The sequence below is a fragment of the Phenylobacterium sp. LjRoot219 genome (assembly GCF_964252995.1).
Taxonomy (GTDB): Bacteria; Pseudomonadota; Alphaproteobacteria; order Caulobacterales; family Caulobacteraceae; genus Phenylobacterium.
In genome coordinates, this window is sequence record NZ_CAXUQI020000002.1 from 599,100 (window position 1) to 615,122 (window position 16,023).

The following is a 16,023-nucleotide window of genomic DNA, read 5'->3' on the forward strand; positions in this document are numbered from 1 at the left end:
CGGCGACGCCGGCGGCTTTTCGTGGGCGTGATCTGCGGGCCGGGCGGCGCCAGCGTCCGCCGGGCTCAAACTGGTGTGCGAGGCGTTTGGTCAGCCTAAGGCCGGCTTGTTATGCGAAAGGCGGCCGTTTCTCTTCGAGGTTCAAGTTTGGCGTTTGAAAATCCTTCGCCTGGCCGCGCGTCCGCGGCCTCCGCCGGGACAACGCGTTTTCGCCTGCGTGAGGCGACCTCTGCCGATCACGCCACGGTGGATGCGATCTACTCCCGCTTCGACCTGAGCCAGCCGGGCGACTATCGGGCCTTTCTCGAGGCCCAGTACGGTTGCTTTGCGCCGCTCGAGCAGGCGCTGACCGCGGCCGGCGCTGCGGAGCTTCTCGACGATTGGCCGACGCGGCGCAGGGCGCCGCTGCTGGCGGCGGATCTGGCCGACCTGGGCGCCGGCCGCCCGACCGAGGCGCCGTCGCCGGTCGCCCTGCCGTCGCCGGCCGCGCTGCTGGGCGCGATCTACGTGCTGGAGGGCTCGCGGTTCGGCGGGGCGTTGCTGGCCCGGCGGCTGCCGGCCGGGGCGCCGGGGCGCTTCCTCGGCGGCGCGGCCGATCCGGCGGCCTGGCGCGCCCTGCTCGCGGTCATGGACCGGGAGCTGCAGGCCGAACCGGAGCTGGCGGCGGCGATCACCGCCGCGCGGGCCGTGTTCGCCGCCTTCGCGGCGTCGGGTCAACTTCGGCTGGAGGGCGCTTGAGCGACGAGCTAACCGGGCCCGGCCAGGTCGACCTCACCAACTGCGACCGCGAGCCGATCCACATCCTGGGCGCGATCCAGGCGATCGGCGTGCTGATCGCGGTCACGCCCCATTGGGTCGTCGAACGGGTCTCGGCCAACATCGGCGAGGTGCTCGGCGTCGGCCCGGACGAGGCCCTTGGCGCGCCGCTCTGGGCGCTGATCGACGAAGACGCGGTGCACGCGATCCGCAACCGCACGGCCATGCTCACCGGCGGCGACGCGGTGGAACGCATCTTCGGCTGCCGGCTGAAGCAGGATCTGCCCGCTTTCGACCTGGCTCTGCATGTCTCTGGCGACGTCATCGTCGTCGAGGCCGAGCCGGCCCGCGGCGAGCACGGCGACGCGACCAACACCGTGCGTTCGATGATCGCCCGGGTCGATCGCACGCAAGACTTCGAGGCCTTCGTGCAGGAGGGCGCGCGGGTAGTGCGCGGCCTGACCGGCTTCGATCGGGTGATGGTCTACCGCTTCGACGTCGACGAGTCCGGCGAGGTGGTCGCCGAGTCGTGCCGGCCGGGGATCGGCGCCTTCAGGGGCCTGCATTACCCGGCCAGCGACATCCCCAAGCAGGCGCGTGCGCTCTACAAGCGCAACCTCCTGCGGGTGATCGCCGACGTCGACGCCACGCCGGTGCCGATCATGCCGCAGCTGGACGCGCAGGGGCGGCGGCTCGACCTGTCGCTGTCGATCCTGCGCTCGGTCTCGCCGATCCACCTCGAGTACCTCCGCAACATGGGGGTCGGCGCCTCGATGTCGATCTCGATCATCGTCGACGACAAGCTCTGGGGCCTGTTCGCCTGCCATCACTACGGCGCGAAGGCCCTCGACTTCGAGCTGCGCTCCGTGTGCGAACTGTTCGCCCAGATGTTCTCCATGCGCCTGGAGAGCCGGCTGCGGCGCGAAACGATGGAGTTCGAGCGCCGTGCGCGGGAAATCTCCGACCAGCTGCTCGGCGCGGCGGCCTCCGAAAACCCCCTGCTCAACGACCCGGCCTGGCTGGGCGACATCCTGACCGACACCATCCCGGCGGACGGCGTCGGCGTGTGGATCAACGGCACGGCCGCCTTCTCCGGCCAGACGCCGCCGCCGGGCGAGTTCCGCCGGCTGATCCGCGCGCTGAGCGAGCGCAGCGACGACGGACGGGTGTTCGCCACCGATCATATTCCCTCGGTCCTGCCGGGCGCCGAAGCGTTCGCCGACCAGGCCGCGGGCATGCTGGCGATCCCGATCTCCCGGGCGGCGCGCGACTATGTCGTGCTGTTCCGGCAGGAGATCGTTCGCTCGGTGCGCTGGGGCGGCGATCCGCACAAGCCGGTGGAATACGGTCCGAACGGTCCGCGCCTGACGCCGCGCGAAAGTTTCGCTGAGTGGAAGGAGCTGGTGCGCGGCCGCTCGAAGCCGTTCGCGCCGTCGGAGCTGCGGGTCGCCGACACGCTGCGCGCCACCCTGATCGAGGTCGTGCTGCGGATGGCCGACGAGGCCTCCGCCCAGCGCCGGCAGGCCGGCGAGCGCCAGGAGCTGCTGATCGCGGAGCTGAACCACAGGGTGCGCAACATCCTGGGGGTGATCCGCGGCCTGATCCGCCAGACCAAGTCCCACGACGGCGACATCGACGATTTCATCAAGGTGCTCGACGGCCGGATCCACGCGCTGGCGCGGGCCCACGACCAGATCACCGACGACCACTGGGGACCGGCGCCGATCCAGGCGCTGATTGACGCCGAAGCCTCGGCCTTTCTCGCAGATCGACCCGACCGGATGCAGGTTTCCGGCGGCTTGGTGCTACTCAATCCCCAGGCCTACGCGACCATGGCGCTGGTGATCCACGAACTGGTCACCAACTCGGCCAAGTACGGCAGCCTGTCGGTCGATGGCACGGTGACGCTGGACTGGCGGCGCAACGACGCCGGCGACCTCATCGTCGACTGGCGTGAGCAGGGCGGCCCGCCGGTCAAGGCGCCGGAGCGGAAGGGCTTCGGCTCGACGATCATCGCCCGGTCGGTTCCCTACGACCTGGGGGGCGAGGCGACGATCACCTTTGCGCCGCAGGGCGTCGAGGCGCGGTTCTGCATCCCCGCCCGCCACGTGACCGACGCCCCCGCCGACCGCCTGACGCCAATCCGCCCCGCGCGCCCCGCCCATGGCCGCGCCGCGGCGGCCCCGCGCCTGGTCCTGGCCGGACAGACCCTGCTGCTGGTGGAGGACAGCCTGATCATCGCCTTGGACGCGGAGGACGTCGCCGGGCGCCTGGGGGCGCAGCGGGTGCTCACCGCGGCGAGCGTGCAGGCGGGCCTCGACGCCATCGAGGAGACGGTTCCGACCGTGGCCGTGCTGGACATCAATCTTGGCGACCGCTCCAGCTATCCGATCGCCGACCGGCTCGCGGAGCTGAACGTCCCGTTTCTCTTCGCCTCGGGCTACGGCGAGCAGGCCAACCTGCCCGAGCGGCACGTCGGCCGCCCGGTGCTGCAGAAGCCCTACACCCTGGAGAACGTCGCCCGCGCGATCGCCGACCTGCTCGGCGTGTAGCGCAGGACGATCTAGGCCAGCCGCACCGGCACCGCCGACATGCCGCGCTGCTCGACCCCGCCGACCAGCGCCGGCTCGGCCGCGTCGGGGTCCAGCCGCAGGTTCGGGAAGCGGTCCATCAGCCCGTTCAGCGCCGAGACCATCTCCTGGCGGGCGACGTTCATGCCCAGGCACTGGTGCGGGCCCATGGCGAAGCCGAGGTGGTTCTGCGGCTTGCGACGGATGTCGTAGCGGTCGGGATCGTCCCAGCGCGACGGGTCGCAGTTGGCCGCGCCCAGGCAGACGTCGACGCGGCAGCCCGCGGGGATCCGCAGGCCCTCGACCTCGACGTCCTCGGTGGTCAGCCGCATGAAGGTCGGATCGGTCGGCCGCCAGCGCACGCCTTCCTCGATCGCCGCCGGGATCAGGCTGCGGTCGTCGCGGCAGGCGTCCCAAAAGCCGTGGGTCAGCAGCGCGTCGATGGTGATGCCGAGCTGGCGCCAGGTGGTGCCGCCGCCGGCCAGCATGATCAGCCGGCAGTAGCCGAAGATCTCCTCGTCGGTGAGCTTGCGTGTGCCGCCCTCGGCCAGCTCGAACTCGGCGGCGATCAGGCCGCTGATCACGTCGTCGGCCGGCTGCGCCCGGCGCGCGGCGATGAGCTCGCCGAGCATCCGGCCGACCTCGGCCATCGACTTCATCTTCTCCTCCATCGTCACCGTGCGCGAGATTGTGGCCCGCAGCAGGTGGTCGCGGAAGTTCAGCGCCTTGTCGCCGTCCATGCCGATGCCGCGGGTGACGACGTGCATCGGCAGCCGGGCGCAGAGCTCCATGTTCAGGTCGGCGGTGTCGCGGCCGATCAGCCGGTCGAGCAGGGCGTCGACCGCCTCGTCGATCCAGTTCTGCCGCCACCACGTCATCGCCTTGGGCTTCAGGAACATCGGCTGGGCGGCGGCGCGGTAGCGGCGATGTTCGTCGCCGACCATCGACAGGATCACCTTGCCCATGCTGCGCACGCCCGGGCTCTCCTTGTAGACCTCCGACGAGAACAGCAGGTTCTCGCGGAACGCCCGGTCGCAGGCCGCGAACGAGAAGATGGTGTAGTGCTCGCGCGCGTTGTCATAGGCGTGGGCATGTTCCGGCAGGCCGAGCAGTTCGCGCAGCGAGCCCTTTTGCGCGGGGGCTTGGTCGCGCAGCGCATTCATCGCCGGGGTGAGGTCGCCATAGACCTCGCCGTCGTTCGAGGCGGCGGCCTCCTTGGCGGCGTCGAAAAGCTCGCTGTAGCGCGGATCATCCGCGGTGAGCGCGTCGCTCATGTTTCCACCCGATGTTCGATATTGTGACGCTGGCGTCGCCAAATCGAGCCTAGGAGTCGCGCCCAGGGGTGTCAAACCGGCGTTATGCGGGGCGCCGCTCAGGTCTTGCGGAAGATCAGCGACAGGTTGTTGGCCGGCATGGCGATGCGCTCGGCCAGGGTCAGCCCGTGCGTCGCCGCGAGCGCCGCCACCGCATCGCGGTCGCGCAGGCCCCAGGCGGGATTTCGCGCCTGCAGGTAGCGGTCGAATTCGAGATTGCTGGGCGCGGTCGGCGTGTCGGCCTCGAGGTAGGGCCCGTAGAGCGCCAGCAGGCCGCCGGGCGGCAACACCCGGCCGGCCCCCGTCATCAGCCCCTGCGTCGCGGCCCAGGGGGAGATGTGGATCATGTTGATGCTGACGACGGCGTCGGCGCGCTCGACCGGCCAGCTTTCCGGGGCGGAGGCGTCGAGCCGCAGCGGCGCCAGCAGGTTCGGCGTTCCGGCATGGTCGCGCCAGGCGGCGATGCTGGCCAGCGCCTGCGGATCGGCGTCGGTCGGCCGCCACTGCAGCTGCGGGAAGGCCGCGGCGAAATAGACCGCGTGCTCGCCGGCGCCAGCGGCGATCTCCAGCACCAGGCCCGAGGCCGGCAGGCGCGGCTGCAGGACCCGCAGGATCGGCTCGTGGTTGCGCGCCGTGGACGGCGAGGTGAGGGCTTCGGGCGGCAGGTCGCTCATCGCTGACATTTGGGCCATCCCGGCGCCGGGCGCCAGAAGCCGCGGTCGGGTCGCGCGGGTTCACGCGCGCCTCGACATCACGCGTCCAGCTGACATTCTGGCCTGGTGAGCAAACTCATGCGGTTCCCGAGCGCCGTTCGCAGAGACCCCAGCGTCGAGGCCTGGTTCGCCGCGCCTGACGACGAGCTGCGACGGATGGCCCAGTCCTGGTTTGAACAGATGCGCGGCTGCGGCGCGGACGTTCGCGAGCTGTTGCACGATGGGGCGCCGACGGCGTGCCTGGGCGACGCTGCGTTCGGCTACGTCAATGCGTTCAGCGCCCATGTGAACGTCGGCTTCTTTCACGGGGCGATGCTCGACGACCCGGCGGGGCTTCTGGTGGGGACCGGCAAGCGCATGCGGCACGTGAAGCTGCGGCCGGAGCAGCCGGCGGACGCCGCGGCCCTGAGCGCCCTCATAGCGGCGGCGTATCGGGATATCCGGCAGCGCGTCCGATTTGGCGAATGAAGCCTACATCCCGAAAACCTTCATCCCGGCGTCGATCATCCCCTCGATCCCCTGGCGGACCTCGCCCGGGCGCCGGCTCGCCAGCGGCGCTTCCTCGACGATCAGCACGCCGTCGCCCGCTGCGACGCGATCCTTGAGCAGCGGCTCGCGGCCGAGGAAGTAGGGCCAGAAGGTCTCGGTGCGCGTCACCGAATAGGCCAGGTCGGTCGAGAAGCCGACGACCTGGGCCTGCCCCAGGATGCGCCCCCGCTCGGCGCGCTCCACCCGCACCCCGCGCCCGCCTTGCAGCACCAGGCGCGCCGGTCCGTGGAAGACGAGATAGCGCAGCTGCATCGTCAGCCAGGCGTTGAGCGACACCAGCCGCCAGTGGGCGGTGACGCGCAGCCGGCGGTCGATCGGCTGCACGACCGCCGCCAGGGCGCGCGGCTGCAGCACGCAGGCCGCCCCGTCCGGCAGCGTCATCACCGTCACCTCGGCGAACGGATCGCGGACCGCGGAGACCGTCGTCACCTCGCCCTCGCCGCGGATGCGGCTGAGGAAGGTCAGGCCGGTCGCCATGCTGGTGATCGGGTGGCGCCAGTCGAGCAACCATTGCGTGCCCTTCGCCCCGGCCTCGCTGGTGGTCTGCAGATAGCCGTGCCGCACGAGCAGGTCCTCGCCGGCGGCGAGCCTTACGCCGACCGAGGTCGTCGAACGATCGGCCGGCGGGATCACCGCGCCGGGGCCGCCGGGGAGGCGAACCCGGATCGCGGGCCGCCGCATCGCCGCCGGGGCGAGGACGAAGTAGCAGACCAGGCGGATGAGAAACGGCGAGGCGATGATCAGCGCCAGCGCGATGGCGGCCTGCCGGAGCACGGTGGCGAGATGGATCTGCTCCGCCCAAAGCGACAGCTTCGCCCGCCATGATCCTTGCGCCTTGGTGCGCTCTAGGGCGATCTGCCGTTCGAGATCGGTCGTGACCGCCTGCATCCGGGTGTCCGCCCACCCCGCCGCCTGCTGGTAGGCTCGCGCGGCGTCGTCACGCTGCTGGAGGATGACCGCCGTCTCGCGCTGTTTGCGATAAGCCGCCGTCGCCGCGCGGCAGCGGTCGCGGACCGCGGTCTGCAAAGCGCCGTGCCGCTCCTGATCAAAAAGTTGGAGGGTCGCTTTGACCTCCCAGCGGTCCTCGAATTCCGCCAGCTTCTGTGTCGCCGACCGGCACGACGCCATCGCCTTGGAAGCCATGGCCTGCGCCTGGGTCAGTCTCGCAGGGAGGTCGGTCGGCCAGGCTTCCAGCCGGTCGCGCTTCGCCACCCGGTCACGCGCGGCCTTTAGCCCGGCGATCTCGCGATCACGATACTGGATCTCCAGCTCCAGTCGGCCGTCCTCGAGCAGCACATCGGCGTCCGCCCTCGCCAGACTGAGCGCCTTGGCCGGGCCGCTGCGCCGCTGTCCCTCCGCCGCGGCTTTCGCCCGTCCCGCCTCGGCGATCGCGCGATCGAGCTCGCCTACGCTTTTGCGCTGCGCCGCGGCGGCGGCGTCGGACAGGCGCCGTTGGGCTTCATCGCCGGCCGCCTCCAGCCGCTCCTTCGCCGTCTCGAGCCGCGCGGCGCGCTCGAGGTGAAGGCCGGGCTCGTTCCATTCCCGCTTGAGCCATGGCGACACAAACCCGCCCGCCAGGATCGCCAGCACGATCGCCACATAGAGGATCGCCTTGCGTCCCAGCCACCCGAAGATCCGTCTGACGGCTGACATTCGCCTCCCGGCGCAGGTTGCTGATGGGCTAGGGCGAGGTGAGCATAATCACGCAGGCCCCGTCGATCGGATCGTGCGCGGCAGAGCGGGCCTCAGTGCGCCGGCAACGGACGCGCCGCGATCTCCGGCGCGGATTCCCAGCCGCCGCCGAGCGCCTTGAACAGGCTGATCTGCGCCGCGGCGCGGTCGGTCTGGGCCTGGGCCAGCGCGGCGCGCGCGTTCGCCCGGTCGCGCTCGGCGTCGAGCAGTTGCAGGAAGTTGTCGGACCCGGCGCGGAACCGCAGGTCGGACAGCCGCGCGGCCCGTTCGCTCGCCGCGGCGCCGCGGGCCAGGGCGGCTTCCCGTTCGCCGGCGCCCTGCAGCCGGGCGAGCGCCTGCTCGGTCTCCTGCAGCGCGCGCAGCACGGTTCCGTCGAACGCGGCCAGCGAGGCCTGGGCCGCAGCCTCGCTCTCGCGCACCCGGGCGCGCGCCGCGCCGTTGAACGGGATGTTCCAGCTGATCAGCGGCCCCACGGCGTAGGTCAGCGTCTGCTCGCGGCCGAGGTCGCCGATCTTCGGCGCGCCGAATGTGACGGTCCCGGCCAGGGTGATGCTCGGGTAGAGCTGGGCGGTCGCGACGCCGATCCGCGCGACGTCGCCCGCCAGGGTCCGCTCCGCCGCGCGGACGTCGGGCCGGCGCGCCAGCAGGGCCTGGCCGTCGCCGACCGGGATCGGCCGCCGAGCGGCCGGCACCTCCGTGCAGCGCGCGGCGGCGGCGTCGACGGCGGCGGGCGTATCGCCGGTCAGCACGGCCAGCGCATAGAGGGCGGCGCGGCGCTCCGCCTCGAAGGTCGGGACCTGCGCGCGGGTCTGTTCGAACAGCACCTGCGCCTGGGCGACGTCGCGCTCGGTGCCGCGGCCGCCCTGGTAGAGCCGGTTGGTGAGGTCGAAGGTGCTCGCCTGCAGCTCCATCGTCTGCCGTGCGACCGCCGCCTGGGCGGCGAAGGCGCAGGCGTCGACGAAGGCCCGCGCGGTTTCCGCCGCCACCGCGACCCGCGCGGCGTCGACCTCGGCCTGCGCCGCCTGGTAGTCGGCGCGCGCGGCCTGGATCGAGCGGGTGACGCCGCCGAACAGGTCGACTTCGTACGAGGCGTCGAAGCCGACGGCGTAGAAGTCGGTGTCCACCGGCAGCGCGCCCAGATTGCCGACGCTGACCCGCTCGCGGCTGTACTGGGCGCTGGCCTCGCTGGTCGGCAGCCGTCCGGCGCGCACTTCGGAGAGCGCGGCGCGCGCCCGTTGCAGGTTGGCGGCGGCCTGGCGCAGGTCGGTGTTGTGCGCCAGCGCCTTCTCCACCAGCCGGTCGAGGTCCGGATCGTCGAACAGCCGCCACCAGCGCGGCGGCAGCGGCGAGGGCGAGACGCCGGCGACGTCCGCCTCTTTCAGCTTGAGCGCCGCCGCCGGCGGCGCCCCAGGCGCGCGATAGCTCGGGCCGACGGCGCAGCCGGCCGCCAGCGCCGCGCCCAGCAGCAAGGGCCAGAGGCGGGCGCGGCTCATGTCGGTTGCTCGGCCGCAGGCGGCCGCCGACGCCGCCTCAGCCTAGTCGCCGCCCAGTCGCCGAAATTGCGGCTGAGGACGTAGAAGGCTGGGGTGAACAGCAGCCCGAACAGCGTCACGCCGATCATGCCGAAGAAGACGGCGACGCCGAGCGCCTGGCGCATCTCCGAGCCGGGGCCGCCGCCAATCACCAGCGGCAGGGTGCCGAGAATGAAGGCGATCGAGGTCATCAGGATCGGCCGCAGCCGGGTCGCCGCGGCATGCCGGGCGGCCTCGCGCCGCTCCATGCCCCGCTCCTCGTTCTGCTTGGCGAACTCGACGATCAGGATCGCGTTCTTCGCCGCCAGGCCGATCAGCACGACCAGCCCGATCTGGGTCAGGATGTTGTTGTCCAGCCGCATCACGTTGACGCCGAGGATCGCCGCCAACAGGCACATCGGCACGATCAGGATCACCGCCAGCGGCAGGACCAGGCTCTCGTACTGGGCGGCGAGCAGCAGGAAGACGAACGCCACCGCCAGGGCGAAGGCGATCGCGCCGGTCGCGCCGGCCTGGCGTTGCTCGAAGGCGAGTTCGGTCCAGTCGTAGGCGAAGCCCTGGGGCAGGGTCTCCGCCGCCAGCCGCTCCATCGTGTCCAGCGACTGGCCGCTGGAAAAGCCGGGGGCGGTGTCGCCTTGCACCTCGGCGGCCGGATAGAGGTTGTAGCGCACCACCCGGTAGGGGCCGCTGTCGTTGCGCAGGCTCATCACCGAGTCCAGCGGCACCATCGCCCCGCCGTCCGAGCGGGTGCGCAGCCGGCCGACGTCGGCCACGCCGTCGCGGTAGGGGGCGTCGGCCTGGGCGGTGACCCGAAAGGTCCGCCCCAGATAGTTGAAGTCGTTGATGTAGGTGGAGCCGAGATAGGTGCTGAGCGCCGAGAACACGCCTTCGACCGGCACGCCCAGCTGTTCGGCGCGGTCGCGGTCGATGTCGGCGTACAGGCGCGGCGTGTGGGTGTCGAACGGGGTGAAGACGCTGGTCAGGCCGGACGTCTGATTGGCCTTCCCCGCCAGGTTGGTGGCGACGGTCTCCAGCGCCTGCAGGCTCGCGCCGGAGCGCGTCTCGACCATCATCTTGTAGCCGCCGCCGGTGCCGATGCCGCGCACCGGGGGCGGGGCGATCACCAGGATGTTGCCGGCGGTGATCGCCGAAAGCTCTTTCCGCAGCTGGTTGGCGACCACGTCGGCGTGCTCGCGCTCGCCCTTGGGCTTGAGCGCCACGAACATTGCCGCGGCGTTCGGGGCGTTAGTCAGGGTCGCCCCGTCGATACCGCCGAACGCCACCGTCGACTCCGCCGCCGGGTTGCGCAGCGCGATCCGTTGCGCTTCGCCGAGCACTTCGTCGGTGCGCTGCAGCGAGGCGCCGGGCGGCATCTGCACGGCGGTGATCAGATAGCCCTGGTCCTGCGCGGGAATGAACCCTGTCGGCGTCGCGGTGAAGCGCCACCCGGCCAGGGCGATCAGGCAGGCGTAGGCGATGACGACGATGCCCAGCGTCCGCACCGCGCGCGCGGTGTAGGCCCCGTAGCGCTCCGACAGCCGGTCGAAGCCGCGGTTGAACCCGCGCGCGAAGCGGCTCGCAGTCCCGCGCCAGCCCGGCGCCGGCAGGGCGGCGTGCTTCGGCTTCAGCACCAGCGCGGCCAGCGCCGGCGACAGCGTGAGCGAGACGAAGGCGGAGATCGCCGTCGCGCTCATGATCGTCAGCGCGAACTGCTTGTAGAACTGTCCGGAGATCCCGGGGATGAAGCTGGTCGGCAGGAAGACGCCGATCAGCACCAGGGCGATGGCGATCAGCGCGCCGGAGACCTCGTCCATCGTCCGGTGCGCGGCCTCGCGCGGGCTTAAGCCCTCTTCCTCCATCAGCCGTTCGACGTTCTCGACCACGACGATGGCGTCGTCGACGACGATGCCGATCGCCAGCACCAGGCCGAACAGCGACAGGTTGTTGAGGCTGAAGCCGAAGGCGGCGAGGGCGGCGAAGGCGCCGACCAGCGACACCGGGATGGCGATGATCGGGATGATCGCCGCGCGCCAGCTCTGCAGGAACAGCAGCACGACGAAGGCGACGAGCAGCACCGCCTCGAACAGGGTGTGCTGCACCGCCTCGATCGAGGCGGCGATGTATTCGGTCGGGTTGTACGGCACGCGATAGGCGACGCCGGGCGGGAAGCTCTTCGCGGCGTCGTCGAGCTCGGCCAGCACGGCCTGGGCGGTGCTGAGGGCGTTGGAGCCGGGCAGCTGGGTGATCGCCATCGCCACCGTCGGCTTGCCGTCGAGGAAGGCGTCGACGCTGTAGTCCTGCGCGCCGAGCTCGACCCGAGCGACGTCGCGCAGCCGGATCACCCGGCCCTCGGTGAGCCGCTTGATGATGATGCCGCCGAACTCCTCCGGCGTGGTCAGCCGGCCCTTGGCCTGCAGGCTGAGCTGGAACGCCGTGCCGCCGTGGGTGAACGGCGGCTGGCCGACGGCGCCGGCGGCGACCTGGGCGTTCTGCCCGCGCACCGCCGCGATCACCTCCTCGACCGTCATGTTGAGCGTGGTGGCGCGATCCGGGTCGATCCAGATCCGCATGCTGTAGTCGCGGCCGCCGAACAGCCGCGCCCCGCCGACGCCGGGAACCCGGTTCAGCCGGTCGATCAGCTGCAGGGTGGCGTAGTTGGACAGGTACTGCTGCGGCACCGAATTGTCGGGCGAGATCAGGGTGGCGACCATCAGCAGGTCGGGTGAGTTCTTGCGCACGGTGACGCCGACCAGACGCACCTCTTCGGGCAGCCGCGGCTCGGCGGTGGAGACGCGGTTCTGCACCAGCACCTGCGCCTGGTCGACGTCGGTGCCCTGGCGGAAGGTCACGGTGATGTTGGTCGTGCCGTCGCCGGTCGACGAGGACGACATGTAGATCATGTCCTCGACGCCGTTGATCGACTCCTCCAGCGGCGCGGCCACGGTCTGCGCCAGCGTCTCGGCCGAGGCGCCGGGATAGGAGGCGGTGACCACCACGGTCGGCGGCGCGATCTCCGGATACTGGGCGACCGGCAGGGTCGGGTAGGCGATGATCCCGACCAGGGTGATCAGGATCGACAGCACGGCGGCGAAGATCGGCCGGTCGATGAAGAAGTGGGGGAAGCGCACGGCGGCTACCGCGCGGTCGCTTCGAACGACTGCGGAGCGGTGATCGGCGCCGAGGTGGGCGAGTCGTTGGCGGCGCGCGGCTTGATCTGGGTCATCCGCACCTGGACGGTCGCCCCGGGCTGCAGCCGGGCCAGCCCGTCGAGCGCCACGCGATCGCCTGGCGCGAGGCCGTTCTTGATGACCCGCAGGCCCTCGACCAGCGGGCCGGTCTCGACGTTACGGATCGCCACCTTGCCGCCCTGGCCGACGACATAGACGAAGCGGCGAGTCTGGTCGGTGACGATCGCCTCGTCCGGCACCAGCATGGCGCGGTAGGCGCCTGAGCCGAGCAGCCGCGCGCGGCCGAACATGCCGGGCACCAGCAGCCCTTGCGGATTGGCCACCGTGGCGTGCGCGCGGATCGTGCCCGAGGCGGTGTCGATCGCATTGTCGACGAAGGCCATCCGGCCCTGCCAGCGATAGCTGGCCTCGTCCGCCAGCTTGATCTCGACGGGGTTCGGCGCGTAGCGCGACGAAGGTCGCTCGCCGCTCTCCGCCTGGCGGATGTACTTGAGATAGAAGCTCTCGGCGCCGTCGAAGCTGAACCAGATCGGGTCGACCGTCACGACCCGGGTGAGCAGGGTCTGCCCGGCGGTCACATAGTCGCCGATCGACACCCGCTTGTCGGACACGCGGCCGGCGATCGGCGCGCGGACACTGGTGAACTCGAGATCCAGTGCGCTCGCCTGCACCGCCGCGCGGGCGGCTTCGAGGTCGGCCTCGGCGGAGCGCTGCGTCGCCAGTTTCTGCTCATACTCTTCGCGGCTGACGGCGCGGACCTGCAACAGCTCGCTGGCGCGCGTGAGTTCGGTGCGGGCGTTGGCGAGCGTGGCCGCGGCCTTCGCGGCGTTGGCCTGAGCCTGCGCCAGCGCCGCGCGGAACGGCCGGGGATCGATCTCGAACAGGAACTGGCCCTTGGCGACCTCGACCCCTTCGCGGAAGGCGATGCGGGTGATCTGCCCGGAGACGCGGGGCATCACCTGGACGTCCTGGATCGCCTCGAAGCGGCCGACGTAGTCGTCCCAGTCGACGACGTCGCGCTGCAGCGGATGCGCGGCGGCGATCGCCTGCGGGGGCGGCTTCGCAGGCTTGTCCGACCCGCAGCCGCCCACCGAGAGGGCCAGCAGTGTCGCCAGGACCAGCCCAGCTGTTCTCATCCCGTCCACCATCGCTCGAGGGGCCGTCGAGGCGTCCACCATCGGGGCGCAGAGCCAGCGAGACAATATGATCCGATGGTGTGGGGCGTTGCGGGCCTGGCGCAGCCCAGCGATCGGTCACGCCGCCCCAGGAACCCAAGCCTGACGGGGCACGTTTTGGCAGACGAGCCGGGCCTTGCTCGTCACCTGCAGAGGCCCTGCGGTAAAGGGTCGTCGCAACCAAGACGGCTTAGTCACCGCAGAAGCACCTCTGGAGCTCTCTCGCGCAACATACGGCTCACCGCCGCGCGCCCTGTTGCGGCGACGTTCCACCCCTCCCGCATCATCCTCGGTCAGCTCAAGCAGGTCGGCGCCACGTGCGACCCTGCTCAACGGCGCGCGCGTGAGTTCATGATGAATATTCATCCCGCAAGTTAACTATATAGAATTCGCCTGGATGGCGAAAAAGAGAGTTGCCAAAACGTAAATCTTCGCTGCACATTACACGCATCAGGCGAGGGTTTTTTGTGATGTCTCAGATCGAAAAGCACCGATCCGTCGGGGTGGACTCTAACAATCGCTTCCCGGTTCCCACGCACATGCCGTGGTATGTGACCCGGTTGCTGGATCGGCGGGCGTTAAGGCTGAATATTAAGGGCGCGGGCGAGGTCGCGCGTTCGCTCGAGCTGGAGCGCTTTCTGGTGGATCGGGCGGGCGACGCGCGGGACCTGTTCGCGCTGCGCGGCGTGCGGACGCGCCGCAGCACCGTCTTCCAGCTGATGAGCCGCTCGATCTCGGCGGACGCAGCGGCGAACGACAATGGCGCGCCCGCCGGGCGCCCGGTGCGAGCCGATGCGGCGAGCCTGGTGCCCGCCGCGCTTTTGACCGCGCTGCGCTGAGGACAGCAGAGAGCCCCTGGACGCCGTCAGTCCGGGGGCTCAGCCGCTGGTCGGGCGGGCCACGCCCATCGACGCCGCCAGCGAGCTCGGCGACAGCTGCGCCAGTTGCGCCGCGGCCGACGGCAGGGCGAAGGCCCACAGGAAGCTGACCACATAGTCCTGCACCCGGCCGAATTCCGGCCGGGCAAGCACCAGCGCATAGGCGCCGACGACAAAGGTGATCAGCGCGACGAACAGCCAGGTGGCCAGGCTGTAGCTGCTGATCTGAAAGCGGATCCGCTCGGACTTGCGCCGCAGCGGCGGCAGCAGCAGGTCGGCGCTCGGCTGGGAAACCCGGCGTCGGAGCTGGGTCAGGACGCCGGCGATCGCTGCGTCGACCTCGGGGATGACGACGGCGTTCGGCAGGTCGGACCGGGCGTTGGCCGACAACGCGTCGATCTCTGACCAGGCCGCCTCCACCGTCGAGCGCACCAAATGATCGGCGTCGTCCGGCAGCGCCCGCTCGGCGGCCGCCAGCGCCTGGAACCCGCCGAGCAGCCGGTCGAGCGCGCTGGCCGCGGCGGACCCGCGATTGAGCCAGTCCTGATAGGCGGCGGCCTTGTCGATCGTCGCCGCGGCGACCGCGAAGCGCCGCGGCACATAGCCGGCCGCCTCGAGCTGGCGGGTCGAGAGGTTCTCGCGCCAGGCGCGGATGGTGTCGCGGGTCTGCTCGACCCGATCGCTCTGCGAGGGCAGCCGGGCTTCGAGGTCGGCAAAGGCGTCCTCCAGGGTATTGGCCGGCGCCAGCAGCTGGGCCCGTTGCAGGCCGTTGCGCACGCCGACGGTCAGGATCGCCGAGGCCGCCAGCCCGAGCGCCAGGGCGATCAGCCCCCAGAACTTCCAGAGCCCGCTGGTGACGTAGACGGTCACCGTGGCGGGCTCGCTGCGCCCTTCGGCGGCGAACAGCTGGACGGTGCCGGTGTATTTGCCCGGCGCGGGCGGATACTTCGGGTGCAGGTAGAGCTGCACCGGCTGGCCGGCGGCGACCTCGGCGACCGGGCCGCAATCGGTCAGGAACGGCTTCGAGCAGACCGTCAGCACGCCGCCGCCGAACAGCTGGTTGGTCTGTTCCTCCATCAGGGTCGAGCGCGCCAGCAGGTGTGTCGCCGGGGCCGCGCCCATCGACACGGTCATCACCAGCGGCGCGCGCGCCGACCAGGCCTGGACCCCGCCCGGGGCGAACACCACCCAGTCGAGGTAGGCGGCCGGTGCGGCCTTCGCCGGCTGCCCAAATGCCGCCACAATAACCGCGAGCGCGGCGGCGATCAGGGTCAGGTTTGGCCGCCGGTGGGGGCGACTGCTCAGTCGAAAGGTGGGGCGGGCGCGCGTGGTTTCGAGCAATCCGAAGAAGACGTTATTGCGCATCGCCTGGCCTTTGCGGCTGTCCCACACGCTAACACTGGATACGTGCGAGATCACCCACCATGCCCGACGGTCGGGTCGCAGCCTTAACTTGCGGGCGCCGGTTGGAAAGATGAGAACCGAGCGCGGGCGGCCGTCAGCTCCGCCGGAGCCAGCGCCAGGCGGTCACCGCCAGCGGAGCCGTGAGCAGCGCCGCGCCGAGGATGTCCCAGACGCCGTCGCCGAGCAGGGCGGCGCCCAGGCCGACGGCGCTGGACAGCGCGATCAGGGCGGGAAGACCGAAGGTGCGCCGCAT

Annotated in this window: 11 protein-coding genes and 1 pseudogene; 4 read left to right on the forward strand and 8 right to left on the reverse strand. The window is 71.0% G+C overall.

The window, feature by feature from the left end; translation table 11 throughout:
* Positions 1–246 precede the first annotated feature (246 nt).
* Together ACSQ14_RS20855 and ACSQ14_RS20860 are read left to right on the forward strand one after the other, a co-directional pair.
* Positions 247–738, forward strand: coding sequence for a biliverdin-producing heme oxygenase (locus ACSQ14_RS20855; RefSeq protein ID WP_436016163.1), 492 nt, complete (start codon positions 247–249; stop codon positions 736–738).
* Positions 735–2,540: pseudogene (locus tag ACSQ14_RS20860) on the forward strand (HWE histidine kinase domain-containing protein); the annotation flags it as partial. The gene ACSQ14_RS20855 and the pseudogene ACSQ14_RS20860, both read left to right, overlap by 4 nt.
* A gap of 779 nt (positions 2,541–3,319) precedes the next feature.
* Here ACSQ14_RS20860 and ACSQ14_RS20865 read toward each other — a convergent pair.
* Together ACSQ14_RS20865 and ACSQ14_RS20870 are read right to left on the reverse strand one after the other, a co-directional pair.
* Complete coding sequence (locus tag ACSQ14_RS20865; RefSeq protein WP_436016164.1) at positions 3,320–4,600, reverse strand: cytochrome P450; 1,281 nt, start codon at positions 4,598–4,600, stop codon at positions 3,320–3,322.
* A 98-nt stretch (positions 4,601–4,698) separates the two neighbouring features.
* Positions 4,699–5,322 carry a DUF938 domain-containing protein gene (locus ACSQ14_RS20870; protein ID WP_436016165.1) on the reverse strand — a complete coding sequence of 208 codons (624 nt, stop codon included), beginning with the start codon at positions 5,320–5,322 and terminating at the stop codon, positions 4,699–4,701.
* Between the two features lie 108 nt (positions 5,323–5,430).
* Here ACSQ14_RS20870 and ACSQ14_RS20875 point away from each other — a divergent pair, with 108 nt between their 5' ends.
* Positions 5,431–5,820, forward strand: a complete 390-nt coding sequence (locus ACSQ14_RS20875; protein WP_436016166.1) for a DUF1801 domain-containing protein — start codon at positions 5,431–5,433, stop codon at positions 5,818–5,820.
* A gap of 3 nt (positions 5,821–5,823) precedes the next feature.
* Here ACSQ14_RS20875 and ACSQ14_RS20880 read toward each other — a convergent pair whose 3' ends face one another.
* The 4 genes from ACSQ14_RS20880 to ACSQ14_RS20895 form a co-directional block, all read right to left on the reverse strand.
* Entirely contained in the window at positions 5,824–7,554 is a 1,731-nt protein-coding gene (locus ACSQ14_RS20880) for a hypothetical protein (RefSeq protein WP_436016167.1), read from the reverse strand.
* Between the two features lie 92 nt (positions 7,555–7,646).
* Positions 7,647–9,086, reverse strand: coding sequence for an efflux transporter outer membrane subunit (locus tag ACSQ14_RS20885; RefSeq protein WP_436016168.1), 1,440 nt, complete (start codon positions 9,084–9,086; stop codon positions 7,647–7,649).
* Positions 9,083–12,253, reverse strand: coding sequence for an efflux RND transporter permease subunit (locus ACSQ14_RS20890; RefSeq protein WP_436016169.1), 3,171 nt, complete (start codon positions 12,251–12,253; stop codon positions 9,083–9,085). Before ACSQ14_RS20890 ends, ACSQ14_RS20885 begins: the two co-directional genes overlap by 4 nt.
* A 5-nt stretch (positions 12,254–12,258) precedes the next feature.
* Complete coding sequence (locus ACSQ14_RS20895; RefSeq protein WP_436016170.1) at positions 12,259–13,449, reverse strand: efflux RND transporter periplasmic adaptor subunit; 1,191 nt, start codon at positions 13,447–13,449, stop codon at positions 12,259–12,261.
* Positions 13,450–13,958: 509 nt separating this feature from the next.
* On the opposite strand from ACSQ14_RS20895, the gene ACSQ14_RS20900 reads away from it, so the two are divergent.
* A complete protein-coding gene (locus ACSQ14_RS20900) occupies positions 13,959–14,327 on the forward strand; it encodes a hypothetical protein (RefSeq protein ID WP_436016171.1) in 369 nt (122 codons plus the stop codon).
* A gap of 39 nt (positions 14,328–14,366) precedes the next feature.
* Here the strand turns inward: ACSQ14_RS20900 and ACSQ14_RS20905 are convergent, their stop codons facing one another.
* Together ACSQ14_RS20905 and ACSQ14_RS20910 are read right to left on the reverse strand one after the other, a co-directional pair.
* Complete coding sequence (locus ACSQ14_RS20905; protein ID WP_436016172.1) at positions 14,367–15,608, reverse strand: hypothetical protein; 1,242 nt, start codon at positions 15,606–15,608, stop codon at positions 14,367–14,369.
* Between the two features lie 256 nt (positions 15,609–15,864).
* Positions 15,865–16,023: a hypothetical protein gene (locus ACSQ14_RS20910; RefSeq protein ID WP_436016173.1), complete on the reverse strand. Its 159-nt coding sequence runs from the start codon at positions 16,021–16,023 to the stop codon at positions 15,865–15,867.